Source organism: Treponema sp. OMZ 798, assembly GCF_024181385.1.
GTDB lineage: Bacteria > Spirochaetota > Spirochaetia > Treponematales > Treponemataceae > Treponema_B.
Window position 1 is genome coordinate 1,586,443 of sequence record NZ_CP051305.1, and the last position, 25,473, is coordinate 1,611,915.

The window sequence follows — 25,473 nt, forward strand, 5'->3', positions numbered from 1 at the left end:
GCCAGGCAGCATCCTACTTTCCCACTTGATCAGCAGTATCATCGGCGTAAGAGAGCTTGACTTCCGTGTTCGGGATGGGAACGGGTATTACCTCTCCACTATGGCCACCTGGCAATAATAAACAAAATAAGGACTTAAAACATTAATAGCTTTAAGTGTACTAAAGATGAGAACGAAGAAGAAAATCATATCTCATTAATGAAAAAAGAAACAATAATATGGTCAAGCCTCACGACTTATTAGTATTGGTCGGCTTAACACATTACTGTGCTTAGACCTCCAACCTATCAACCTTGTAGTGTGCAAGGAGTCTTTAGGAGGGTTAAACCCTCAGGGATACGTAGTCTTGAGGCGGGCTTCCCACTTAGATGCCTTCAGCGGTTATCCCTTCCGAACTTAGCTACCCGGCAATTACCCTTGGCAGGATAACCGGTACACCAGAGGTTCGTCCATTTCGGTCCTCTCGTACTAAAAACAGCTCCTCTCACGTATCCAACGCCCATAGCAGATAGGGACCGAACTGTCTCGCGACGTTCTGAACCCAGCTCACGTACCGCTTTAATTGGCGAACAGCCAAACCCTTGGGACCTGCTTCAGCCCCAGGATGCGATGAGCCGACATCGAGGTGCCAAACATTCCCGTCGATGTGAACTCTTGGGGAATATCAGCCTGTTATCCCCGGAGTACCTTTTATCCGTTAAGTGACGGCGCTTCCACTCGCTACCGCCAGATCATTAAGACCTACTTTCGTATCTGCTTGAGCTGTCACTCTCGCAGTTAAGCCTCCTTGTGCCTTTACACTCGCTGCGCCGATTTCCAACCGGCGTGAGGAGACCTTCGCGCACCTCCGTTACTCTTTAGGAGGCGACCGCCCCAGTCAAACCGCCTGCCTATCACTGTCCCGCTTCCGGTTTCACGGACAGCGGTTAGAAACCTGATTTATCAAGGGTGGTATTTCACATTTCGGCTCCACCCAACCTAACGGTCAAGCTTCATAGCCTCCCACCTATTCTACACATGATAAACCAAGTCCCAATAATAAGTTGCGGTGAAGGTTCACGGGGTCTTTCCGTCTAACTATGGGTAACCGGCTTCTTTACCGGTATATAAATTTCACCGAGTCTCGCGTTGAGACAGTGCCCAGAATCGTTACACCATTCGTGCGGGTCGGAACTTACCCGACAAGGAATTTCGCTACCTTAGGACCGTTATAGTTACGGCCGCCGTTTACCGGGGCTTCAATTCAAAGCTTCACATTGCTGCTAACCTCTCCTCTTAACCTTCCGGCACCGGGCAGGTGTCACCACCTATACGTCCCATTGCTGGTTCGCAGATGGCTGTGTTTTTGATAAACAGTCGCCTGGGCCTGCTTTCTGCCACCTCCACTTTTTATAAAAGGAGGTCACACTTTTTCCGAAGTTACGTGTGCATTTTGCCGAATTCCTTAACGCGAGTTCTCTCGAGCGCCTTAGATTTCTCATCCCATCTACCTGTGTCGGTTTACGGTACGGTCTTTTATAACCTAGCCTTAGACAGTATTTCCCGGCACCTTGATTACGCCCGCTTCGTTCCACCGTAGTGTCCCTCGCTGTCGCAGCTTACCTTGGACGACGGATTTGCCTATCATCCTTTTTAACGGCTCGCTTACTTTGACCGGCATCCGTTAGCCGGCCGGGTTTCACCTCATGCGTCCTGCCATCGAAATTATAAAAGGTATCGGAATATGAACCGATTTCCCATCGACTACGACCTTCGTCCTCGCCTTAGGGGCCGACTTACCCTGGGGAGATTACCTTTACCCAGGAAACCTTAGATTTTCGGCGGGGAGGGATCTCACCTCCCTTTTCGTTACTTATACCTGCATTCTCTCTTCCATCTCCTCCAGAATCCCTCGCGGGTATTCCTTCTTCAGTTAATGGAATGCTCCCCTACCGCCTTACGCATTAATCGCGTAAGACCCGTAGCTTCGGTATACTGCTTAGCCCCGTTACATTATCTGCGCATGGACACTCGACCAGTGAGCTGTTACGCACTCTTTAAAGGAATTGCTGCTTCTAAGCCAACCTCCTGGCTGTCTTTGTATCCACACTTCATTTCACACTCAAGCAGTATTTGGGGACCTTAGCTGACGGTCTGGGCTGTTTCCCTTTTGACTACGAACCTTAGCGCACGCAGTCTCACTCCCATACGTTGATTATCGGCATTCAGAGTTTAACTGGGTTTGGTAGGCTTTGACGCCCCCTAGTCCAACTAGTGCTTTACCTCCGATAATTTTGTATGAGGCTGTCCCTAAAGGCATTTCGGGGAGAACCAGCTATTTCCGGGTTTGATTAGCCTTTCACTCCTAGTCACAAGTCATCCATACCTTTTTTAACAGATTATAGTTCGGTCCTCCACAGCGTTTTACCGCTGCTTCAACCTGCTCATGACTAGATCACTCCGGCTTCGGGTCTACGACATGCAACTATTCGCCCTATTAAGACTCGGTTTCCCTTAGGCTCCGGAACTTCTATTCCTTAACCTCGCTGCATATCGTAACTCGCAGGCTCATTCTACAAAAGGCACGCTACCACCCTTAAAGGGCTGTAACATCTTGTTGGTTTACGGTTTCAGGTTCTATTTCACTCCCCTTACTGGGGTTCTTTTCACCTTTCCCTCACGGTACTTGTTCACTATCGGTAGCTAAGTAGTATTTAGCCTTGGATCGTGGTCGACCCGGTTTCCGACAGGGTTTCTCGTGCCCCGCCGTACTCAGGTACTGCATCAACAAGTCCGATTTATTTCGCTTACGGGGGTTTCACCCTCTTCGCCAGGCTTTCCCAAAACCTTTCTGCTATAAATCGAATTTGTAACTTGTCGGTCCTACGCCGATGCAGCCCTACAACTCCCTCAAAAGGGTTTAGGCTCCTCCAATTTCGCTCGCCGCTACTTTCGGAATCTCTTACTTGATTTCTTTTCCTTGAGTTACTTAGATGGTTCAGTTCACTCAGTATCGCTTTACCTCTCTATTTTATTCAAGAGTGTAATGTCAGTATCACTACTGACGGGTTACCCCATTCGGCTATTTCCGTATCACAGGATGTGTGCTCCTACACGGAACTTTTCGCAGCTTACCACGGCCTTCTTCGCCTCTTAGCTCCATAGGCATTCGCCATAAACCTATATTCGCTTGACCATATTATTGTCCCTTCTTTCTTACTCTTTTCAAAAAGAAGTTTTGTATTTTTTTATTTTTCTTTTACGCCTAAAAGTCTTAAAACTTTTAAACGCCTTCGTTCCCTTCCCTAGTTATGTCAAATATCTGTTCGCCTTTTCTTGATGATTGGGCGAATAAAAACCTTGTCGTTAAACAAGGTATTTTATGGAGATAAGGGGATTCGAACCCCTGACCTACGGCTTGCAAAGCCGCCGCTCTAGCCAGCTGAGCTATATCCCCTCAGTTGCTTATTTATATAAAAAAGAGTTTCAGGAAAGAACGAAAAGGAAGTATCAAATTGTCTTGTGTACTTCAAGACTGATAGAAGGTTAAAAACAACCTTCAAATACCCTTTCTCATAGAAAGGAGGTGATCCAGCCGCACCTTCCGGTACGGCTACCTTGTTACGACTTCACCCTCCTTACCAAACGTACCTTCGGCACCGTCCTCCCTTACGGGTTAGACTAGCGACTTCGGGTACCCTCGACTCGGATGGTGTGACGGGCGGTGTGTACAAGGCCCAGGAACGTATTCACCGCACCGTGCTGATGTGCGATTACTAGCGATTCCAACTTCATGAAGTCGAGTTTCAGACTTCAATCCGGACTACGATTGCTTTTTTGCGTTTTGCTTGACCTCGCGGTGTCGCTTCGATTTGTAGCAACCATTGTAGCACGTGTGTAGCCCTGGACGTAAGGGCCATGATGACTTGACGTCATCCCCACCTTCCTCCGATTTGTCATCGGCAGTTCCGCCAGAGTCCTCAGCTTTACCTGTTAGTAACTGGCAGTAGGGGTTGCGCTCGTTGCGGGACTTAACCCAACACCTCACGGCACGAGCTGACGACAGCCATGCAGCACCTGTCAAGAGCCGTATTGCTACGCTGCCATATCTCTATGTCATTGCTCTTGATGTCAAACCCAGGTAAGGTTTCTCGCGTATCATCGAATTAAACCACATGCTCCACCGCTTGTGTGGGCCCCCGTCAATTCCTTTGAGTTTCACCCTTGCGGGCATACTTCCCAGGCGGTACACTTAATGCGTTTGCGCCGGCACCGAAGCTCTTGCCCCGACACCTAGTGTACATCGTTTACTGTGCGGACTACCAGGGTATCTAATCCTGTTTGCTCCCCGCACCTTCGTATATCAGCGTCAATCATCGGCCAGAAACCCGCCTTCGCCACCGGTGTTCTTCCAAATATCTACAGATTCCACCCCTACACTTGGAATTCCGGTTTCCCCTCCGTGATTCAAGTCAAGCAGTACCCAATGCAGTTTACGAGTTGAGCTCGTAGATTTCACACCGGGCTTACCTAACCGCCTACATACCCTTTACGCCCAATAATTCCGAACAACGCTCGCCCCTTACGTGTTACCGCGGCTGCTGGCACGTAATTAGCCGGGGCTTATTCGCATGACTACCGTCATCTCACAGGCATTCCCTCCTGTGTTTATTCTTCATCTGCAAAAGAATTTTACAACCTTTCGGCCTTCTTCATTCACACGGCGTCGCTCCGTCAGACTTTCGTCCATTGCGGAAGATTCTTAGCTGCTGCCTCCCGTAGGAGTTTGGGCCGTATCTCAGTCCCAATGTGTCCGTTCACCCTCTCAGGCCGGATACCCATCGTTGCCTTGGTGGGCCTTTACCTCACCAACTAGCTAATGGGACGCGGGCCCATCCTGAAGCGGAGCCGTAGCTCCTTTCCTCATTTACCTTTATGTAAATGAGCACATTCGGTATTATCTAATATTTCTACTAGCTATCCCCATCTTCAGGGCAGGTCACCCACGCGTTACTCACCAGTCCGCCACTCTAGGGGAGAGCAAGCTCTCCCTTACCGTTCGACTTGCATGCTTAAGACGCGCCGCCAGCGTTCGTTCTGAGCCAGGATCAAACTCTCCATCATTATTATTTCAATCCGCCCTTAAAGAGCGGTTGATTTCTTAACGTAAGTTTGTCCTTAACATGTTAAGGAATTTGGTAAAAGCTAATCAGCTAGCCTTTACCGGTTATTTTTGATACTTTCCTTACCAAAAGCTTTACGCTTTGGCTATTTTTGTTCTTTCCCTTCCCTCTTAGTTTCAAATATCATTCGCCGGCAACTTGTGAAAGTTGTTTAGCGAGCAAAAAGGAGTATACATTATTTTCTCACTTTTTGTCAAGAGCTTTTTAAAAGTTTTTTTAACTTTTTTTAACCTTTCTGCAAGTTTCTTACCTTGCAAAAATAAAGAGCCTTACCTTCATTCAAAGAGTAAGACCTTCAAAACTTTTCTAGTATTTTCTACAGTTTTCTAAGCTCACCGCCGTAACCGACGGTGAGAGCGAATATAGCCCATTCCGTAACTTTTGTCAAGTACTTTTTATAAGGTTTTTATAAAATTCTAATAAATTTTAATACTCTCCGGGTTTTAAAATTACCGTAAAAAGACTTTCCTGATTCTTGTCCCTATAAACAAAATTCATATTCAGTTTGTCCTTTCTAAACTGCTCAACATTGGTTTGACCTTTAAATTGGGTACTCAGAGCTTCCTTTGTTGCAGCCTCAATCAAACTCCAAGTCTCGGCACTATTATCTTCCTTAGCCATCCCTATAAACGAGTAAACATATTGAAGAGTATGAGTGCTTTCAATATATTCTACTGAATCAAGCTGAATATCATCCCCTATCTTTGTAGGGCACTGCTTATTCAAGGCCTCTGCCATAGTTTTGTACTTTTTGAACTCACTCTTTCCATTCTCTTTTGTACAAGCAGAAAAAAATAAAAAACACAGCATCAAAACAAAAAGACTTACCTTTTTAATCATTTTAATTTCTCCTTAAGATTTATAAACAAATTTCTTACATTTGTTGTCAATTTGATTCTATCATAATAAATAAAAATATATAAGAGCTTATTAAATAATAATTTGAACACCGAAAGTATTAGGAATTCTGCTGCACAAAAAAACTTGACGGTAAGGCATTACTATGGTATAATCGACATTAAATTAAGAGTTCAGTATATATAAAAACTGCGCTCTATAGGAGGATTTTATGATTATTGGTATTCCTAAGGAAATCATGCATGGAGAAGACCGTGTTGCCGCTACCCCGGAAACATGCGAGCTTCTGGTTAAAGATGGGCACAAGGTTTTGGTAGAAAAAGGGGCCGGTGAAGGCGCCTATTTCCATGATCCGGAATACGAAAAGGCCGGAGCGGAAATTGTTTCGGATGTAAAAAAACTTTTTTCCGATTCGGAAATAATTTTAAAGGTAAAAGAACCCCTTTATAATGATGCAATGGGCTGTCACGAAATCGATATGATGCACAAAGGACAGTATCTTATCACTTTCATTCACCCTGCAGCTCCGGTTAACCACGAGATGGTTAAAAATATGGCAAAACAAGGCGTTATTTCTTTAACCCTAGACGGTGTTCCGCGAATTTCGAGAGCACAAAACATGGATGCTCTTACTTCGATGAGTACCTGTGCAGGTTACAAAGGAATTTTAATTGCTGCAAACCTCTTGCCGCGCTTTATCCCTCAAATTTTCTGTGCTGTCGGTATGATTAAACCCATGAACGTTTTAATCGTTGGAACAGGCGTAGGCGGCTTACAGGCTCTCGCAACTGCCAAAAGACTCGGAGCCGTAACATACGCAGCCGATATCCGTCCTGCAGCCCGTGAACAGGCTCAGTCTTTGGGAGCCAAGATAATCGACTTAGGTGTTCCCGAAGAAGAAGCAATCGGTGAAGGCGGTTATGCCCTTCATCTTAAAAAAGAAACATTAGAAAACGAAAGAAAGATGCTCAGCTCCCACATTAAGGACATGGACATAATCTTCCTTTCAGCCCTTGTTCCGGGAAAATTAGCACCTGTTATTGTTACAGAAGAAATGGTAAAAACCATGAAACCGGGCTCTGTAATCGTTGATATTTCGATCGACCAAGGCGGAAACTGCGAGTTGACACCTCCGGGCGAAGTTCTTAAAAAACATAATGTACACCTTGTAGGTATTAAAAATATACCGGGACTTCTTCCTTCAAGCTCTACATGGATGTTTGCCCAAAACATCTGCAACCTCACCCGCTATCTTATCAAGGACGGAAAAATCGAGCTTGACCGAAACGACGATATCGTCAAGGGTATTCTTACCACTATTGACGGCGAAATCGTTCATAAGGGCGCCAGGGAGGCCATGGGTATATGAGTCTGGAATTGATACTGGTTCTTGTCTTTGTTGTAACCACCCTTATAGGCTACAAACTGATCAAGAACGTACCAAGCCTTTTACATACCCCGCTTATGTCGGGTATGAATGCCTTGTCCGGCATTACTATCTTGGCGACCATGACAGCTACGGCAGCAGCAATTGCAACAGGAAGTAAGATTTTCGGCTGCATAGGAATCATTTGTGCTACAATAAATGTAGTTGCAGGCTTCGGTCTTACAGACAGAATGCTTAAAATGTTTAAAACAGGCAACGAATCTAAAGAGGAAACAAAATGACGGACACGCTTTATTATATTATTTGCGGAGTACTCAGCATCGGGGTTCTTTTAGGAATTAACATGATGAGTAAGGTAAAGTCTGCAGTTAAGGGAAACCGCTTAAGCGCCCTTTGTATGCTGGCGGCCGTATGCGTAACTCTTTATAAATATCAAATTTTTTCTGCCGGAATGATGTGGGCGGGGCTTGCAATAGGAACTGCGATTGGGATTATTTTAACATTTAAGGTTAAGATGATTACCATGCCCCAAACAGTAGCCTTACTTAACGGCTTAGGAGGAGCAGCTTCGGCTGTTGCAGCCCTCTTAACCTTAGCAGCAGTAAATCCTAATGCGGGAGTTTTTGTTATAGTTACGGGCGGAATAGCCTTGGCTGTAGGAGCCCTAACCTTTTCAGGCAGCTTGATTGCCGCAGGAAAGCTTCACAAGATGCTGCCTCAAAAGCCGACGGTTTTACCGGCTCACCAAGCTTTGACTACTGTAAGCTTTTTAGGAATGATTATCTTTATTGTTCTTCTTCCTATTAAGCCTGAGCTGATGATGAGCATTTCGATTGCAGGACTTGTTATAAGCCTTCTTTTCGGCATTTTCTTTGCAATACGCGTAGGCGGAGCGGACATGCCGATTACGATTTCTCTTTTAAATTCCACATCGGGTGTTGCCGCCTCAATTGCCGGTATGGCAATTGGAGATATTCTCTTGGTTTCGGTCGGAGGCATAGTCGGAGCTTCGGGGCTCTTGCTTACCCAGATTATGTGCAGGGCAATGAATAGAAGTCTTGCTTCAATTCTTTTCAGCAAGGCAGCTTCCCCAGCTAAACCGGCAAAGCCTGCAAATACCGAAAAACCGGAGAAGGCATCCTCAAAAGAAGCAGAAGAGAAGCAAGGCCCGAAAGCGGAAGAAGCAAAGCACGCTCAAAAAGAGATTACTGCAACAGGCCATGCAGATAAATCTCAACTGCCTGCATGGTTTAGCGATGCTAAGGAAATAATCTTTATTCCCGGCTACGGAATGGCCCTTTCACAGGCCCAAGGCTTGGTAAAACAGCTGGCAGATAAGCTCGAATCAATGGGGAAAAACGTGCGGTTCGCCATTCATCCCGTTGCAGGAAGAATGCCCGGTCACATGAACGTACTCCTTTGCGAGGTTGACATCCCCTACGACAAGCTCTACGAAATGGAAACCATAAATCCCGATTTTGACAAGACGGATTTGGCTATCATAATCGGAGCAAGCGACGTAGTAAACCCTGCCGCAAATACGGCGGAAGGTACTCCTATTTACGGAATGCCTGTCTTGGCTGCAGAAAAGGCTAAAAAGCTCATAATCTGCAACTTCGACCTCCAGCCCGGCTATGCGGGAGTTCCCAACCCCTTGTATGAGCCTAATCCCAACACCATGATGCTTTTAGGCGATGCAAAGGAAAGCATAAACACCATGCTCGACTCTCTTAGAACTAAGAGTGCAAGCGGCGGAGCATCAGTCAGTACAGGAGGCGGTAACACGGGTGAGGCTGCAAGCGGTAACCAACCGGCTGAAGCTCAAATCGGCCCTTGGTTCAGCGAAGCAAGGGAAATCATAGTTATCCCCGGCTACGGCATGGCTCTTTCACAGGCCCAAGGCTTGGTAAAACAGCTGGCAGATAAGCTCGAATCAATGGGAAAAAATGTGCGGTTCGCCATTCATCCCGTTGCAGGAAGAATGCCCGGCCACATGAACGTGCTTTTGTGCGAGGTTGACATTCCATATGATAAGCTCTACGAAATGGAAACCATAAACCCGGACTTCGACAAGACGGATTTAGCTATTATAATCGGAGCAAGCGATGTTGTAAACCCTGCCGCGAATACGGCGGAAGGAACACCCATATACGGAATGCCTGTTTTGGCTGCAGAAAAGGCTAAAAAGCTCATAATCTGTAACTTCGACCTCCAGCCCGGCTATGCAGGAGTGCCAAACCCCTTGTATGAGCCTAATCCCAACACCATGATGCTCTTAGGCGATGCAAAGGACAGTTTAAACAGGATATTGGAAAACCTATAAATTAAAGGGGCCTTAAAAAGCCCCTTTTTAAATTCTCTTAATCTTTTTTTTGGAATACCGATAATCTACACCGAGGACTATTATGTTAAAAAAATACATAGGCTGTATATTATTTTGCATTTTTTTAGGAGCCGCCTTCGCCGACACGGCAGCCTTTGCCTGTTTTCAAAATAAGGAAGCTCACGAAAAATGCAGAAATATTACAGAAATTTTTGAAGATACTCTTTTTGACAAGTTTTTTGATGAAGGCTTTATCGCTACAAGCATTCCGGTAACCGAAATAAAATCGGAAAATGATATTTCGCTTGCAGAAATAAAATCTTTTTTTGAAGAAGGCCCAAATTACATGATTATTTTTTATATGCAATATGGGAAAGAACTACTATTTAACAAAAAAACGGAGTTAAAAGAAGCTGATTGGCAAAAACTGACTGTCCGTATGGTGGATTATGTTAGCGAAAAAGAGATATACAAAAAAACTATAGATATCACGAAGCTAAAAGAAAAGGACGTAGAAAAAAAAGCCGAAAAATTGGCGGATCAAATATCAAAAGAAATATTCGAGGCAATTAGCAGGAGATAAGGAGAGGGATATGAACAAAAAAGTTTTATTTTCACTGATATTCATTATATCGTTTTCATGTATATGGGCGGTTTGGGAAGGCAACGGAGGCATAGGCTCTCCTACCGATTTTCCCTCTGAAGGCTTATTTGTCAGAAGCGATATGTTTCCGAAACATACTCTTTTGGAAATAACAAACCTTGAAAAAAATGTTAAGGCCAGGGCCGTCGTTATAGGGCCTTCGGGAATTCCGGGTCTTTTGGTCAGTCTCTCTCCCGAATTAGGAGAAAAACTAAACGTTCCCAGAGGCAAGGTTATCAGAATAAGAGTCCTTACGCCCAGCCCGGTAAATGAAGACGACGGTAAAAGCGTTTCAGCAGGACCTGAGTCTCAAGACCTAGATACCAACCCGGCCCTATTTGTAGCATCCCATTCCGATTTGCCTAATACAAATCTAAAAAAAGAAGAAAATAAACCGGTATCTGAAAATACGGACGGAGATACAATTCTCTATGATGAGGTTGAAAACCCTGTTGATGAAACCGAAAATCCTGAAACAGTTGAAGCTGTTCCCGCAGTAGAAGAAGTTTCTATAGCAGAAGAGCTTCCGCCTGCAGAGCCTCCTATTGAAAACACAGCTACAGCGGAAGAAGTTCCTAATGTAGAAGCTATACTTGATCCGGTAGTTGAAGAACCTGAAGAGGTTGAGCCTATAGCCGAAACCTATATGGAACCGGCAAATGAAAATCCTCCCATAACGGTAGATCCTATAACTGAACCTGCAGCAAAACCTGAAGCCGCTCCGGCTCCGGTAACCGAGGTATCGGAACCGCAAGAACCTGAACAAACTCAAGAAGTTGTAGAAAGCGTTGAAGTTGTAGATCCTGTAGTAGAGCCTGTTTACACAGCACTGGCTGAAGAAAAAACTGTTGACAGCATTGCTTCAGCTAGTCCAAAAAATGTTCCTATGGCCGAAAAAAAGGAAGAAGAGGCTGCTCCGGTTGAAGAAATACCCGCTGAAGAAGATACGGGCTCATACGATGAAGCCGATTCGGATATATACAATGTTGCAAGTGAAGAAAAAATTGAAGAAAGCTCTATAGCGATTCTCAATGAACCCAAAACTGTTTCAAGTAAACTTGAAAAGGGCAAAACCTATGTTCAAATTGTTGTTTATAATGATAAGTACAACCGCGATGAGGTCGTAAAAAAATATGGGAAAAACTATCCTATAGTGATAGAAGAAAGTTTTGTAAAAAATAACACAAGATATACCATATTCATAGGACCTTTACAGCCTCAAGAAACAGGAGCCGTTCTTGAACGCTTTAAGCAATTAGGCTTTAAAGATGCTTTTCTAAGGAAAGGAAAATAGAATCAATTAATTGGTAATGAGCAATGGGTAATTGGTAATCGGTAATTAAACCGATTACACATTGCTCAATTTATCTATATTTTATCCCCCATAAGTAATCCTTTTAATCTCAGGCAATGTTTATTTATCTCAAGCCACCCCCTTGCCGTTTTAGTTTTTTTTTTGTATCTTATGTTAAAGATAATAAAATAAACTCACATAGATTCTTAAGGAGAGCTAAAATGGCTAAACAATTATTGTTTAATGAAGAGGCTAGAAAAAGCCTGCTTGCCGGTGTTGAACAAATTTCAAATGCAGTAAAGGTTACACTCGGCCCCAAGGGACGAAACGTTCTTATCGATAAGAGTTTCGGTGCCCCTACAGTTACAAAGGACGGCGTATCTGTAGCACGAGAAGTAGAACTTGAAAACAAATTTGAAAATATGGGTGCCCAGCTTTTAAAAGAAGTTGCAACAAAGACAAATGATGTTGCAGGTGACGGAACCACAACAGCTACCGTTCTTGCATACTCCATGGTAAAAGAAGGCTTAAAGGCCGTAGCTGCCGGAATGACCCCGCTTGAATTAAAGCGAGGTATCGACAAGGCTGTAGCTATCGCCGTTGAAGATATCCAAAAAAATTCAAAAGAAATTAAGGGTTCTGAAGAAGTTGCCCACGTTGCCTCAGTTTCTGCAAATAACGATGCTGAAATCGGTAAGATCATCGCCGATGCTATCGCCAAGGTAGGAAAGGACGGCGTTATCGACGTAGGCGAAGCCCAGACAATGGAAACCGTTACCGACTATGTAGAAGGTATGCAGTTCGACAGAGGTTATATTTCTTCTTATTTTGTAACAGACAGGGACAGAATGGAAACCGTTTTTGAAAATCCCTACATCCTCATCTACGATAAATCAATCTCAACAATGAAAGACCTTCTCCCCCTCTTAGAGCAGGTAGCCCAGTCAGGCCGCCCCCTTTTAATCATTGCAGAAGATGTTGAAGGCGAAGCCCTTGCAACCTTGGTTGTAAACAGCCTCCGAGGTGCATTAAAGACCTGTGCAGTTAAGGCCCCCGGTTTCGGTGACAGAAGAAAGGAAATGCTTGAAGACATTGCCGTTTTAACGGGCGGACAGGTAGTTTCGGAAGAATTAGGCTTCAAACTTGAGGCTGCTCAAATTTCAATGTTGGGACAAGCCAAAAGCATTAAGATCGATAAAGACAACACTATGATTATCGACGGAGCCGGAAAATCCAAGGACATTAAGGACAGGGTTTCCCAGATTAAGGCCCAGCTTGATGCAACCGATTCCGAATACGACAGCGAAAAGCTAAGAGAAAGATTGGCTAAGCTCTCAGGCGGTGTTGCCGTTATCAAGATCGGAGCAGTAACCGAAGTTGAAATGAAAGAGAAAAAGCACAGAGTTGAAGATGCTCTTTCGGCAACAAGAGCCGCTATCGAAGAAGGTATTGTTGCAGGAGGCGGTCTTGCAATGATTCAGGCTATCTCAGCCTTAGAAAAAGCAGATATGAGCTCTCTTACAGAGGATGAAAAAGTAGGCTTTAAGATTGTAAAGCGAGCCCTCGAAGAGCCTATCCGCCAAATTGCAGAAAATGCAGGCTTGGACGGAGCAGTTATTGCAGAAAAAGCTAAGGAAAAGAAGGGCATAGGCTTTGATGCCGCTAAGATGGAATGGACAGACATGGTAAAGGCCGGAATCATTGACCCCGCCAAGGTTACCCGCTCTGCCTTGCAAAACGCAGCTTCTATTGCAAGCCTTCTTTTAACAACAGAATGTGCAATTACGGATATTCCTGAAAAAGCAGCAGGACCTGCAATGCCCTCACCCGACATGGGCGGCATGGGTATGTACTAGAATTTTAGTTCACCCTATGAGGGTATGTACCAGAATTTAAGCTTACCCTATGCGCGGGAATGTACTAAGTCTTTAGATTCATAAAAAAGAGCCTTGTATTTAATAATACGAGGCTTTTTTTATTTTAAAATTACAATAAATTTATCTTGCTATTTTTTTAAATATATATTACAATGGCCTTATGAGTGATGATATAATATCGGAATTGGGCATTAATACATCTGAAAGTGATACGGTAGAGCTTGATTCACTAACTTTGGAAGCCTTAAAAAAAGGGCCCATAGATATTTTCAATAATCTATACCTAGGTGAAACAAGACCTCATTCTCTTATTCTGTGTATTGATGTACGCGGATTCAGCAGTTTTATGCGTGATAATGATGAACCTATAGTTTTTAGTTTGATTAAGTCCTTTACATCAAATTTCCTTTCATGTATCAATCAATTCGGCTATAACTGTTCTTATTACAAGTTATTGGGAGACGGAGCACTGGTAATATGGGACAAACTGGATGGTGTTGCAATCAAAGAAGCTGTTACGGTTTTTACAACATTTATAGAATTTGCCGATGAAGAATTATTTAAAGACCATAAAAACCTTTCAATTGGAGGTGCTTTGGTTTTGGATAAGGTTTACAAGTATGAGATATCGGCTGAAGCTTCACAATTAATGTACCGCGATTATGTCGGTTACGGTATAAACCTTGCCTGCCGCCTTCAAAACCTGGCAGAAGGAGGGGAGCTCATTGTAAGCAAAAAATTAGTTGATATCGGGGCTATATATGCGAAAAAAAGTAAAGATATGGAGACCATAAAAAAACTTAGAGAACTTAAAGGTGTTAAAGAAGAGGATAGAGAAGATATATATTTGTATGAAGGTATCAACCCGAAAATTATTTCGATATTTAAAGTTTTAAGCCTAGATTTTTAAATTAGGGCTTGACATAAATGAGTATTTTTTATATACTCAAAGCTCTTACGGCGGTATAGCTCAGTTGGCAGAGCAAACGGCTCATATCCGTTAGGTCATAGGTTCAAGCCCTATTGCCGCTAGCTTGTTTTAAAGGCACTCAAATGAGTGCCTTTTTTTATTGTTTATTTCACATTTCTATAGCTTATATAGACTTACACGATTATCAAGTAAAGCACTATTTCACTTTATTTTGTTTATTTTCCTTATATTTTGTTTTATTTTTGCCGATATTGTAAGTGCTATGTAAACTATATGGAAGCTGTCAAACTTACTAAATGAGGAGATTATGAGCGTAAAACTATGGATTAACCGCAATAAAATATATCTTAGTATATATATCGGCGGTAAAAGGTGGAGGGAAAGCACGGGACTGACTGTTACTCCCAATAAAGAACAAAATAAGATTGTTATGGATATGGCAGAAGTTTTGAGGAGCAAAAGGGAGGTGTCTTTGATTGCCGTAAGTAACGGTTTATCGGATCCGGAGCTTACAAAAATAACGGTTCTTGAATATGTAAAAAAAGCGGCCGCAGAAAAAAACAAAAAGCACCCGCTTCATAAGGTAGTTTTGTGGATTGAAAAAATATCGCCTACCTTAAGAATGGATGCCTTAACCCCGACTTGGTTTGAGAACTTCCAAAAAACACTGCAAAGAGAAACTAAACTTTCACCCTACACTTGCGAAAACTACGCTGCATCCTTACGTACTCTTTTTAAAAAGGCCGTAAGAGACGGGGTATTGGTTAAGGATCCTACACTCGGAGTTAAACACATACCCTGCCCCGAAAGCATCAAAGAATTCTTAATGCCGGAAGATATCCGAAAACTTGCTGCAGAACCCATAGGCGGGATTTTAGGGGCAGACGTTAAAAAGGCTTTTTTGTTTGCCTGCTGCACGGGCTTGAGAATAAGCGACTTGAAAAGCTTAAAATGGGGAGGCGTATCTTTTGAAAAAAAGACACTTACAAAGATTCAGCAAAAAACAAAGAGGGCCGTATATCTACCTATCAAAGATGAGGCTATAGCCTTTTTGAATCTTCTTGCAGAAGAAAACCCGAACAGGACGGACGAGGACTTTATATTCCCTCATGTTGCAACAACCGGCACTAACATGAATCAGTACTTAATCGAATGGGGAAAGCGGGCCGGAGTAAGGCAAAAAATAGGCTGGCACTTGGCAAGACATACCCACGCTACCCTGCTTTTGGAGTCCGGGGCGGACTTGTACACGGTTCAAAAACTTTTGGGGCATACCAAGATAAGCACCACCGCACAGTATACACAGGTTACGGACAGAAAGAAAAAAGAAGCTATCGACTTATTGCCTGATTACGGGATTATAGGGGATTAGGAATAAATATCGCATATCATATAGTCTAATTCAAAACTTCTACCTGCAACATAAAAACCTGAATTTTTGTAGATTTTTACAATATCCCTATTGCCGGACTGATCATCGGCATCAAGGGTTATATAGCGGATATTAAGATTTTTATTTAAAATTTTTGTTATTAAGTTTTTAACAAGCAATATGATGAATTTTACTATATGACTATAATTTTCTGCAAAGTATAACGATGAGGCGAGGTAATGTATTTTTATGGCCCCTGCAGTATCAATATGAGTTGGTACATTATCCGGCCTATTTTCGTTATAAAAGCTTATCATATCCGGGCCTATAGAAAAATAAGCACAGATGTCCTTTTTTTCTATATCATCTTTTCGATAAATGAGATATGTTTTAGCAACACCGTATTTATCGTATTCCAGGGCTAAAGAAGATCCGGAACTGCTTGCAGGGTTTATAAAGTCGGTATACATGCCGTATTCTGAGGTAAAATTAGATACATCGGTTTTACTATTTAAAATAGCAATTTTAAAATCCGAAAGATGCTTTGATACGTCAATCTTGCTCATTATTCAATTCTTCCCAGAACCGGCTGTATTGTTCTACGGACTTTCGGGCGGCTTCTTTTTGCTCTTCGGTGGGAGGATTCATTTGACATTTACAAAAATACGCTATTGTTTCGGGGTTGCGTAGTATTGTAGGTTTTATAGGTTTGAATTGCGAATAATCCATAGCTTTTTCTCCTTAATTTTAATCTAGCACCTAGGCCGCCTTTTGTCAATACTTTTTTTACAATTTTTAATGGTTTTTACGATATAAAAATTATCGGGATTATTTATCTTTTTTCTTTGTAATTTTCTTCCATAAAAATACACAGAGTGCTAGGTATCCTAAATTTAGCAAAGAGAACAAAATACCCAATCTGTATACCGGCCCTATCAAGGATTACGCCTAAGCCTCCAAAAATCACAAAATATAATACTATACATAATAATACAGCTAAAAAATAACGCATTTTATACCTCCAATTATTTTTTTATTATAACTAAGCTTTTTAATCCTGATATTTCCAAAGTTCGTCTGCATCCCAGAGTTCTTTTGCCGGCTCATAACCATTCTCATAGGCTTGCTTTATCCAATATGCAGCTTGTTTTTTGTCAGCCAGTATTCCATCTCCATAATAATACATAAGAGCAAGATTAAACTGTGCATATGCAACACCTTTTTCGGCAGATTTTGTATACCAATATAGAGCTTGTTTTTTATCTACTAGAGTTCCTTCTCCATTATAATACATAAGAGCAAGATTAAATTGTGCTTTTGCATTTTCATTTTCAGCAACTTTTTTTATCCAATAAAAGGCTTCTCCTTTGTCAATTGAAACCCCTTCACCATAATAATACCTTTTAAATAGATCAAATTGAGCTTCTGCATCACCATTTTTAGCTTTTTTTTGGATTTCAAGAAAAGACAGTTCTTGATCTAAGTTTTTGCCTTTTTGATCTAAGGGTATTTTTTTATCTTGCCTAGGTTTATAAATATAAAAATTAATAAGGTAATAATACCTTTTAATACTACTAAGAACTCCTGTAAAAGTATCAGCAAATGAATTGAAGGCATCCATAGGTCCGGCTCTACCTGATCGATTATAGTTATAGTTATAAGAATTTGAAGAAACTATTTCATCATACTCAATTACTTTAGGTATTATTATTACATCATGATAGCCTTTTTCTGCAATTTCATTTACCGATTTTATTATTAGATCATCATAAGATAAGTGAGTTCTTGTTTGGAGGGTAAGAAGAGTTACATACTCAAGATTGCTTGTATCCTGATTTTCAGGGGCTATTATAATATTACTATTTTCATACTCCCGGCTTAAAGTTGTACAGCTCAATAACAACAAACATAAAGAAATAAAAAAAATATATTTTTTCCTTTCAGACATTCCCCCCCCTTAACCATCGATTATAATCTTCTATAATTTAATACTTTCACCTCAACCAATACGGGAATTTTCCATCGCGGAAACTTCGGATTGCTTTCTATCTATAAAACTTTGGATTAAATCATCCACGACTTTTTTATCTATATCATCTAAAAGATGAATTCTTTTAATTAACTCAATATCTTCAGGAGCAATGGCTATTCCTGATGAAGGCTCTATGCCGGTAACAAGATATTCGACCGTTGTATCCAGGGCCTTAGCTATTCTAACAGCTATATCGGCAGTAGGAATTGAGCCACGAATACTAAAATAATTGTCTATGGATCGCTTTCCAACTCCAGATAGAGCAGCTAATTCTTTAACTATATATCCTTTTTCATCCATTAAAGCTCTAAGCCTTGTTTTGAAATTTGCTTCCATATCCTATTTATCGGCTATTTTACCACAAAAATTGTAAAAAATGTAAAAAAAGTATTGACAATACTTCTTTTTTAGCTATAATTTATTATAGTACTTCAAAAGAAGTACTAAGAGGAGAAAAAACTATGATCATGAACATGCAGCAAGTTATGGACCTTACCGGGTACACACGGTCTTATATCTATAACCTTGTGTATAAAAAGATGATACCCGTCCACAAGCCTACGGGCGGAAGGCTCTTTTTTGTAAAAGAAGAGATCGAACAATGGCTTATGGGAGGCCGTCAGCTTACAAGCCAAGAGCTTAATGCAACGGCCGATAAAATCTTATTAGAAATGGGAGTCCGCAGAACCCAAAGGAGGAGTAGATGAAAAGGCAGATTAGCTATTACCGCAAGCAGGTAGATTATAAAAACATTCACACCCACGGCGACATAACCGAGGCCGTTATTTTTAACACCCCCGAATTAACCTATAAATACCATGTTTTTATTTTGCACAACGGAAAGCAGACAGAAAAGCTTTACCGCCGGAGCCTATCCGGGGCAAAAAAATCGGCTTATAAGCAGCTGCAAGTGCCTCACAAAAGAGAGCAAGCCTTGCTTACAGACGAGAAAAAGACTAAGCCTGTTTTTGTTAAGATTGACGGCCGAAAGGTGGAAGTGCCGAACTCTATCGAAATAGCAATAAGGGGGTAAAGTATGAAAACAGGAGCAAACTTTTATGCAAGCATGAACGAGGTGCTTGATAATTTAAACGGTAATATTATCGAGTTAAAAGGGGCTTATGAGTCACACAACCCTATCAAGACTCATATAGAAAAGATTTATGAGGCAATCAACAAGAATTTTATTGAGGCTAGAAATCTTTTAAAAGAAGAATTAAGCCTTGAATTGAACAAGAATTTTTAACGGAGGCGAGAAAGAGTGAAAACGTCAAAACAATGGAGCGAAAAACGCAAGACCGTTTTAGGGGTTACCTTGACCTTTCCAAGTATTGAAGAAAAGCAAAGAGCCGTTGAGTTTTTAACCTCAAGAGGCAGAAAGCCGGCATCATACATGCTTTATCTTTTGGATGAAGCTATGGAAAAAGCAGGAGCCAAAAAAGTGGTAATCGGCGAACCTATAGATTATAGACTATAGATTACAAGCTTTAACAATGAAAACAATCTATACGGTAGAATCGGAGCTTTTGAATCAAAGGATCACGATTACCGAGACAGACGGCAAGTACGAGATAGACACAGAGGACGGAGTGCACTATTCCGATAAAGAAGTTTTTTTATGCTGCTTTGCAGATCCAAGGCCTAAGTTTCCCAAAAGGGTACATAGGATAAAAAAGCTTTTTGACGGAGAAGTAACCGGCATCGAATTTTTAAAAGACCATTAAGAGGAGAAAAACAAATGGCAGAAAGAAAAACTATTTTAGTTTCGGAAATTTTACCGAACCTTGACAGGAAGATGGGAGGCTACGGCAACATAGACACCTTAGCCGCTTCAATCAGAGCCATAGGACTTATCAATCCTATTACCGTAAGGCATGAATCGGGGGATAACGAATTCCCTTATACGATTATTGCAGGAAGAAGGAGGCTTGAAGCCGTAAAAAAACTAGGCTTAAAAAATATTGAGGCTGTCGTTTATGGCGAGGATGAAAGTATTCCTGATGAGGAAATCGCCCTTGCCGAAAATGTCAACCGATTGGACATGCACCCCGTAGATGAGGGGGCTAATTTTAAAAAACTTCTTAAAGAAGGAAAAACGATTGACGAGTTATCCAAAACCTTTGACCGCTCGCCCGCACATATTTACCAGCGAATGAAGCTTACAGAGCTTACCGACAACATGAAAGATTTTTTTAAAAATGGAAAAATAAGCATATCGCAGGCCGCAAAAATTGCATGTTTACCTACTGAAGTGCAAGAAAATATTTATGATGAAATTTCAAAAGATACATGGTTCAGCGGTTATGCCGATTATGCTATCAGAAGATATGCTAAAAACAGGTTGGATTTTCCTTGCAGTCTTTGTAAGGATTGCACGAAAAGAACTAGGTATACAGATAACAATCTTTTTCCGGAACTTAACGAAAGGGATGACTATTGCCTTGATCCGGAATGTTACGAAAAGGAAAAGATAAAATTATATAAAGAAAGAATAAAAGAAGGCGTAAGCAATTACGGCGATCTTGATTTTCTTTTTGTAAACGGAGTAGAAAAAGAATATTTAATACCCTTACAAAAATTCTTTGATTTTAAAATAGATCTTTGCAGTTTTAAGGATTATACGCAGCTTGATCCGGAGCGTGATTTTAATTCATTAAACGATGAGGTAAGGGCTTGTCTTGTTCCTTGGTATGATGTTATCGATGACAAAATGAAATATGTGATTACATATGAAGATTATAACAAATATTTTAGGAAGAACCGAGAAGTAAACGAAGAAGAAAAACTTATTATTGAATCTCTTCCTGATGAATACAAGGAAGAGGCGATAAAAAAGGTGAGTAAAGAACAGCTATTCACTTACAGCATGGAACATAAAGCTAAAACAAACACGCTTTGTTCTTTATTAAAAAAAGAATTTTTAAAACCCAACCCTTCCTTTTATTTATCGGATGATTTTTTTGATTATCTTATTAATAACGGTAATAACGAGTTTATTTGTAATGCTTTTAAAATTATGACGGAAAGCAATCTTAATAACTTAAAGGATACAAAGAGATTTAATTTTAAACATATAGATTTTTTGAACTTATTTTTTTACACCTATATTTTAAGAGTTGCTGATTCCATTCTCTATAAAGATCTTGATGAAACCATACCGCTTTTAGGCCTTGATGTTAAAGAAGCCAACAAAATATTTAATGAAGAATTAAAAAATATTGTAATCGAAAATTTAAAAAAAGCCCCGGAAGATGATGAAGAAGATTATGATGAATCGGACGCAGAAACAGAAGATGAAGAGTCGGAAGATGAGGATCTTACCGATGATTCTTTTCGGAGCGAAGAAGACGAGGACGGAGAGAAAGTATGTTACATTTAAAGACGGAAGATCAAACTGCAGATTGGACGGGCGAACCGTTTATGATTACGAATCTATTTATAATTATATCCGGAGCAAGGATTTTTTTACTTCAAAAGATATTAGAGCTTTTACAGGAGCCGGTGAAGGCTCAGTGCAAGGAATTATCACAACTTTATCACTCACCTACCCGATCTACGAAAAGGGTTATGGAAAATACGCATTACTTAAAGACGAGGACTTATAAATGGCAGACGGTAAAACTTTAACATGGAGAAAATTCCCAAGAGATACAATCACAAACCCGGCACTTCTTTTTATTGCCAAGAAACTACCTAAAGAAAGGCAGCACCAAGTTTTTACATTATTTGTTGCTTTGTATTGCAATGCCGATGATGACGGCGTTGTAGACTTAAGCGATTTAGCGGTCTTTTCTTATACATGCATAATGAGCGAAGATGATCTTGTTGATTTGCTTTATCGGTTTTTAGACCGCCATATAATAGAAGAAATTACCATTAACGGCGTACAGGCTTACAGGATAGCCGGATGGCTTGATCCTTATCCCGGGCGGATGACTGCTGCAGAAAAACAGGCCGCCTATAGAAACCGCCTTGCCGAAAAAAAGCCTCCCGAAAAGCGAAGTTTTTTAGGTTCAAGAGGAAGGCATCCCGTTCCTGAAGCAAACCCTATAGAGGCCCCGGAGGTTGAGCCTTACGATGAGACGGAGGCTATCTATGCCGAAGCTGCCGAATTAAGCGATGATGAGATACAGGCTCTTTTTTTACGCTTAGAAAAAGAAGATGAGCCGGAGGCCGCGGCCGAAACGGCCCAAGTGCAGGAACCGGCGGCCGCCGAAAATCCTAAAAGCGTTACCGAGCGTTACCGTGAGGTAACGCCCGTTACCCAAGAAAAAAAGCCGGTAACACCCGTTACCGGCGAAAATTTCAAGGTAACACGCGAAAACGGCGAGGTAACGCAGCGTTACCCGACACTCCCTAAGACAGAAGAGACAGACAGAAGAGATAGAGACAGACAGACAGAAAAGACAGAGGGAGAAGAGATAGAGACAGAAGAAAGAGAGATGAGAGATAGAGAGACGGAGAGAGAAATAGACATAGGAGAGACAGAAAGAGAGGATACGGAACAGAAAAAGAGAAAGGGGAGAAAGAGAAAAGACAAGACACACATAGATAGAGCTGCTAGTCCTGCCCCGACAGGAGAGATCCCGAAAGAGAGGGAGGCAGAGGAGAAAGAAACAGACGAGCCGCCCGAGCGAGACATAGGAGAACCGGCTGAGCCTACAGAGTCTGGACCACCGGCTGCACTTGCGGAAGATGCAGAAAAGACAAAAAGAGAGGCAGACCGGAAGCGTGCGTGTTTTAAGATTTTTTTGAAATTTTTTAGCGATAAAAACCCGATGGGTTTTGTCGACGAAGAAGCCGAGCTTGTAGCTTGTGCAGAATTGGCAAAAAGAATGACAAAACTGGAGGATAAAAAAAATAATGCCGAAATTATTGCCTGCCAGTTTACGAATTCTTTTAACCGTCTTTTAAAAAAGGGCGGTTATTTTGAAAACATGCCATGCACGCCTCAAATGCTTTTAAAACCCGGCAATTATTCTAAGGTTTTTTATTCCGTTTCTCAAATCCTTCATCCGAAAGATGCCGGAGGGGCTCATTGGGCCGCCGAATTTAATAAAATTACGAAGGAGGAGGCAAAAAAGAACCTTGAGGAGGCTGCAAAGGAGTATGGACTGGATCCTAACGATAAGGACTTATTGAAAAAGATGGTTGCAAGTGAAATTCAAAAAAGAAAAGGTTAAGGAATGGCAAAGATAGCGAAGGCAAAGGAGGAGAGCAAGGCAAAAATAAAGCCTAAGGTTGAAGATTGGGCAGAAGATTTAAACGAGCAACAGAGGCTTTTTGTGCTTTATTACTGCACGGATGAGTTTTGTTTTTTAAACGGAACGAAAACGTACAGAAAAGCTTATCCCAAATGCCGGAGCGATGAAGCGGCCGCAACCGCAGCATCAAAATTGCTAAGAATTGCTAAGGTAAAAAAGAGTATCAGAATGTTATTAAAATTGACGAGGGAAACAGAAGATGAGCTTGCTGCCTATAAGATTTTACACACTTATGAGACTTTAGCCTTTTATAACCCCGCAGACATAATAACGGACACGGGAGCGTTACTAAAACCTTTAAGCGAGCTAGGACCGCTTGCTGTTTGCGTAGAACAGATACAAACCTTTTATACCAAGGGTGGCTTTCCTTGCACTGTTGTGAAGCTTGCTAACAGGCATAAAGCTTTGGCTGTCTTAATGAAGTACTTAAGCCTTGTCAAGCCCGAAATCAATATGGAGGCCATGATGCCGGTTGCTATGATTACCGACAAAACGGCTATTGCCGATTGGCAGACGGAAACTAAAACGAGTTAAGAGGATCATATGATTATTTGGAAACCGACTAAAAAACAATCACTAGCCTTGCAATGCCCTGCTTTCGAGCTTTTCTATGGAGGAGCTGCCGGAGGAGGCAAAACGGACTTTTTGCTTATGGATTTTTTAGGCGGTTGTAATAAGCATAGGGAAAACTGGAGGGGGATTTTATTCCGTAGAACTTATAAAGAATTAGAGGACATTATAATAAGGGCTAAGGAGCTTTATATTCCTATGGGAGCTGTTTATAAGAAAACCGATAATGTTTTTAATTTTCCGACAGGTTCATTTTTAAGATTGAGGTACTTGGAAAGAGATGATGATGTAAGCAATTATCAAGGCCATCAGTATACATGGATAGGCTTTGATGAGTTAGGCAATTATTCCAGCGACTATTGCTGGAGATATATGATGAGCCGATGCCGAAGTGCTAAGGGTATTCCTTGTTATATGCGAGGAACGGGGAACCCCGGAGGCGTGGGGCACGGCTGGTTAAAGAAAAGGTTTATCGATAATCAAAACCCGAATACAATTTATACGGACAATGACGGGAATACAAGGTGTTTTATTCCGAGTAGATTGGATGATAACGATTATTTAATAAAGAATGACAAAAGCTATGAAAAGCGATTACGCCTTTTGCCTAAGTATCTTTATGAGGCTTTAAGAAAAGGTAACTGGGATATTATTGCCGGAAGTGCTTTTGAGGAGTTTAGCCGAGAAAGCCATGTAATTAAACCCATCGCCCTTGATCCGGGTGTATGGTTTAAGTTTTGTTCTATGGACTGGGGATATTCAAGGCCTTTTAGTATAGGCTGGTGGGCAGTATCAAGAGACGGACGAATGATTAGATACCGTGAGCTTTACGGCTGCGAAAAGGGCGAAGCGAATAAGGGAGTCAGGCGTAGTGCCGGAAGCATTGCAAAAGAAGCTTACGCCTTATCCATTGCCGAGGGTGTGAACACGATGGTTGCAGATCCGGCAGTTTGGGGTAAGGTGGATGACGGACCTTCAATCGCTGATAAGTTTGAAGCTGAAGGCTGGAAGATGGTTAAGGCCGATAACGATAGACTTAACGGCAAGATGCAGTTCCATCAGTTATTAAAGAGTAAGGGAGAAGACGGGAAGCCTATGCTTTTAGTCTTTGATACATGCTTTGATTTTATACGCACGATACCGCTATTACTTCCAAGCACTACACGGCCTGAAGATATAGATACAACATTGGAGGATCACATCTATGATGAAACACGTTATGCGATTATGAGCGAATACGCAAGGCACCCGGGCAGGGCCTTAGAAAAACAAAACGGACAATGGAATTTTAGAAACAAGCGGACAAGAGGCACAAGCTTTGATCCGTATGGGTAAATATTTTTTTAATAGGAGAAGATGAAAAATGAAAAAGATTGATTATTGGGATTTAGCCGACAGTGAGCGTTTGTATTATACAAGCGTAAATGAAGCAGTTGAGGAAATTTTAAAAAAATTCCAAAAAGAAGAAAGAGAAATACCGAAAGTCTTAACATTAACAGGTTTTGCAAAAATGGAGCCCGATGTAAAAGGTGAGGCGGCTTGTCTTTTAGATGATTTTCTACAATCTTTGGATTGTAATTTTAATTATTTCGATGACGTTGCTACAGAACCCACAGAAAGAATGAAAAAGGCGGCAGAAAAGTTTGTAAGGGAAGTATTAAAAGATTATGAAGTTTCTAATTGCGAGCCTGTTTGTACAAAAGAAGTGAATATCAAACTATGGATTAAAAGACATCCTGATTGGGATAAATAAAAGGAGA

General features: G+C 41.5%; 25 protein-coding genes, 2 tRNA genes and 3 rRNA genes. 20 read left to right on the plus strand and 10 right to left on the minus strand.

Annotation, left to right across the window (positions count from 1 at the left end; all coding sequences use genetic code 11):
- The 5 genes from rrf to E4O07_RS07505 form a co-directional block, all read right to left on the minus strand.
- Nucleotides 1-112, minus strand: a 5S ribosomal RNA gene (gene rrf, locus E4O07_RS07485).
- A 106-nt stretch (nucleotides 113-218) separates the two neighbouring features.
- Nucleotides 219-3,175: ribosomal RNA gene (locus E4O07_RS07490) — 23S ribosomal RNA — on the minus strand.
- Nucleotides 3,176-3,362: 187 nt separating this feature from the next.
- Nucleotides 3,363-3,436, minus strand: a tRNA-Ala gene (locus E4O07_RS07495).
- A 122-nt stretch (nucleotides 3,437-3,558) separates the two neighbouring features.
- Nucleotides 3,559-5,103: ribosomal RNA gene (locus E4O07_RS07500) — 16S ribosomal RNA — on the minus strand.
- Together the 16S, 23S and 5S rRNA genes with 1 tRNA gene alongside form the textbook arrangement of a ribosomal RNA operon.
- Nucleotides 5,104-5,588: 485 nt before the next feature.
- Nucleotides 5,589-6,002: a hypothetical protein gene (locus E4O07_RS07505; RefSeq protein WP_253684840.1), complete on the minus strand. Its 414-nt coding sequence runs from the start codon at nucleotides 6,000-6,002 to the stop codon at nucleotides 5,589-5,591.
- A 229-nt stretch (nucleotides 6,003-6,231) separates the two neighbouring features.
- Between E4O07_RS07505 and E4O07_RS07510 the strand changes: the two genes are divergently transcribed.
- From E4O07_RS07510 to E4O07_RS07550, 9 genes are all read left to right on the plus strand, one after another.
- Nucleotides 6,232-7,389: an NAD(P) transhydrogenase subunit alpha gene (locus E4O07_RS07510; protein WP_253684841.1), complete on the plus strand. Its 1,158-nt coding sequence runs from the start codon at nucleotides 6,232-6,234 to the stop codon at nucleotides 7,387-7,389.
- The gene (locus tag E4O07_RS07515; RefSeq protein ID WP_253684842.1) at nucleotides 7,386-7,688 is read left to right on the plus strand and encodes an NAD(P) transhydrogenase subunit alpha part 2; all 303 of its coding nucleotides are present in this window, start codon (nucleotides 7,386-7,388) and stop codon (nucleotides 7,686-7,688) included. Before E4O07_RS07510 ends, E4O07_RS07515 begins: the two co-directional genes overlap by 4 nt.
- The gene (locus E4O07_RS07520; protein ID WP_253684843.1) at nucleotides 7,685-9,730 is read left to right on the plus strand and encodes an NAD(P)(+) transhydrogenase (Re/Si-specific) subunit beta; all 2,046 of its coding nucleotides are present in this window, start codon (nucleotides 7,685-7,687) and stop codon (nucleotides 9,728-9,730) included. Before E4O07_RS07515 ends, E4O07_RS07520 begins: the two co-directional genes overlap by 4 nt.
- Before the next feature lie 82 nt (nucleotides 9,731-9,812).
- Entirely contained in the window at nucleotides 9,813-10,313 is a 501-nt protein-coding gene (locus E4O07_RS07525) for a hypothetical protein (protein ID WP_253684844.1), read from the plus strand.
- 10 nt (nucleotides 10,314-10,323) lie between these two features.
- Nucleotides 10,324-11,667, plus strand: coding sequence for an SPOR domain-containing protein (locus E4O07_RS07530; RefSeq protein ID WP_253684845.1), 1,344 nt, complete (start codon nucleotides 10,324-10,326; stop codon nucleotides 11,665-11,667).
- Nucleotides 11,668-11,888: 221 nt separating this feature from the next.
- Nucleotides 11,889-13,523 carry a chaperonin GroEL gene (gene groL, locus E4O07_RS07535; protein ID WP_253684846.1) on the plus strand — a complete coding sequence of 545 codons (1,635 nt, stop codon included), beginning with the start codon at nucleotides 11,889-11,891 and terminating at the stop codon, nucleotides 13,521-13,523.
- 181 nt (nucleotides 13,524-13,704) lie between these two features.
- Entirely contained in the window at nucleotides 13,705-14,454 is a 750-nt protein-coding gene (locus tag E4O07_RS07540; RefSeq protein WP_253684847.1) for a hypothetical protein, read from the plus strand.
- Between the two features lie 49 nt (nucleotides 14,455-14,503).
- Nucleotides 14,504-14,576 (plus strand) — tRNA-Met (locus tag E4O07_RS07545).
- Nucleotides 14,577-14,782: 206 nt separating this feature from the next.
- A complete protein-coding gene (locus E4O07_RS07550) occupies nucleotides 14,783-15,847 on the plus strand; it encodes a site-specific integrase (RefSeq protein ID WP_253684848.1) in 1,065 nt (354 codons plus the stop codon).
- On the opposite strand, the gene E4O07_RS07555 is transcribed toward E4O07_RS07550, so the two are convergent.
- The 5 genes from E4O07_RS07555 to E4O07_RS07575 form a co-directional block, all read right to left on the minus strand.
- Nucleotides 15,844-16,413 (minus strand): hypothetical protein, encoded by a 570-nt coding sequence (locus tag E4O07_RS07555; RefSeq protein WP_253684849.1) that lies wholly within the window; start codon nucleotides 16,411-16,413, stop codon nucleotides 15,844-15,846. The two genes, E4O07_RS07550 and E4O07_RS07555, sit on opposite strands and share 4 nt — an antisense overlap.
- Nucleotides 16,400-16,576: a hypothetical protein gene (locus E4O07_RS07560; protein ID WP_253684850.1), complete on the minus strand. Its 177-nt coding sequence runs from the start codon at nucleotides 16,574-16,576 to the stop codon at nucleotides 16,400-16,402. The genes E4O07_RS07555 and E4O07_RS07560 overlap by 14 nt, the downstream gene beginning before the upstream one ends.
- Nucleotides 16,577-16,679: 103 nt before the next feature.
- The gene (locus E4O07_RS07565) at nucleotides 16,680-16,859 is read right to left on the minus strand and encodes a hypothetical protein (RefSeq protein ID WP_253684851.1); all 180 of its coding nucleotides are present in this window, start codon (nucleotides 16,857-16,859) and stop codon (nucleotides 16,680-16,682) included.
- Between the two features lie 39 nt (nucleotides 16,860-16,898).
- Nucleotides 16,899-17,795: a tetratricopeptide repeat protein gene (locus E4O07_RS07570; RefSeq protein WP_253684852.1), complete on the minus strand. Its 897-nt coding sequence runs from the start codon at nucleotides 17,793-17,795 to the stop codon at nucleotides 16,899-16,901.
- A gap of 51 nt (nucleotides 17,796-17,846) precedes the next feature.
- Nucleotides 17,847-18,215, minus strand: coding sequence for a helix-turn-helix domain-containing protein (locus tag E4O07_RS07575; protein ID WP_253684853.1), 369 nt, complete (start codon nucleotides 18,213-18,215; stop codon nucleotides 17,847-17,849).
- A 125-nt stretch (nucleotides 18,216-18,340) separates the two neighbouring features.
- On the opposite strand from E4O07_RS07575, the gene E4O07_RS07580 reads away from it, so the two are divergent.
- Genes E4O07_RS07580 through E4O07_RS07630 form a run of 11 tightly spaced genes read left to right on the plus strand, consistent with a single transcriptional unit; the run spans nucleotide 18,341 to nucleotide 25,466 of the window.
- Nucleotides 18,341-18,586, plus strand: a complete 246-nt coding sequence (locus E4O07_RS07580) for a helix-turn-helix transcriptional regulator (RefSeq protein WP_253684854.1) — start codon at nucleotides 18,341-18,343, stop codon at nucleotides 18,584-18,586.
- Entirely contained in the window at nucleotides 18,583-18,912 is a 330-nt protein-coding gene (locus tag E4O07_RS07585) for a hypothetical protein (protein WP_253684855.1), read from the plus strand. The genes E4O07_RS07580 and E4O07_RS07585 overlap by 4 nt, the downstream gene beginning before the upstream one ends.
- Nucleotides 18,913-18,915: 3 nt before the next feature.
- Nucleotides 18,916-19,125 carry a hypothetical protein gene (locus E4O07_RS07590; RefSeq protein WP_253684856.1) on the plus strand — a complete coding sequence of 70 codons (210 nt, stop codon included), beginning with the start codon at nucleotides 18,916-18,918 and terminating at the stop codon, nucleotides 19,123-19,125.
- A 15-nt stretch (nucleotides 19,126-19,140) separates the two neighbouring features.
- Nucleotides 19,141-19,356, plus strand: coding sequence for a hypothetical protein (locus E4O07_RS07595; RefSeq protein ID WP_253684857.1), 216 nt, complete (start codon nucleotides 19,141-19,143; stop codon nucleotides 19,354-19,356).
- 16 nt (nucleotides 19,357-19,372) lie between these two features.
- A complete protein-coding gene (locus E4O07_RS07600) occupies nucleotides 19,373-19,603 on the plus strand; it encodes a hypothetical protein (protein WP_253684858.1) in 231 nt (76 codons plus the stop codon).
- A 14-nt stretch (nucleotides 19,604-19,617) separates the two neighbouring features.
- On the plus strand, nucleotides 19,618-21,258 hold the full coding sequence (locus tag E4O07_RS07605) for a ParB/RepB/Spo0J family partition protein (protein ID WP_253684859.1): 1,641 nt from the start codon (nucleotides 19,618-19,620) through the stop codon (nucleotides 21,256-21,258).
- Entirely contained in the window at nucleotides 21,246-21,506 is a 261-nt protein-coding gene (locus E4O07_RS07610; RefSeq protein ID WP_253684860.1) for a hypothetical protein, read from the plus strand. The genes E4O07_RS07605 and E4O07_RS07610 overlap by 13 nt, the downstream gene beginning before the upstream one ends.
- Nucleotides 21,485-23,062: a prolipoprotein diacylglyceryl transferase gene (locus tag E4O07_RS07615; protein ID WP_253684861.1), complete on the plus strand. Its 1,578-nt coding sequence runs from the start codon at nucleotides 21,485-21,487 to the stop codon at nucleotides 23,060-23,062. The genes E4O07_RS07610 and E4O07_RS07615 overlap by 22 nt, the downstream gene beginning before the upstream one ends.
- A gap of 3 nt (nucleotides 23,063-23,065) precedes the next feature.
- A complete protein-coding gene (locus E4O07_RS07620; RefSeq protein WP_253684862.1) occupies nucleotides 23,066-23,677 on the plus strand; it encodes a terminase small subunit in 612 nt (203 codons plus the stop codon).
- A gap of 9 nt (nucleotides 23,678-23,686) precedes the next feature.
- A complete protein-coding gene (locus tag E4O07_RS07625; protein ID WP_253684863.1) occupies nucleotides 23,687-25,048 on the plus strand; it encodes a terminase in 1,362 nt (453 codons plus the stop codon).
- A 28-nt stretch (nucleotides 25,049-25,076) separates the two neighbouring features.
- Nucleotides 25,077-25,466 carry a hypothetical protein gene (locus tag E4O07_RS07630; RefSeq protein WP_253684864.1) on the plus strand — a complete coding sequence of 130 codons (390 nt, stop codon included), beginning with the start codon at nucleotides 25,077-25,079 and terminating at the stop codon, nucleotides 25,464-25,466.
- Nucleotides 25,467-25,473: the final 7 nt, after the last annotated feature.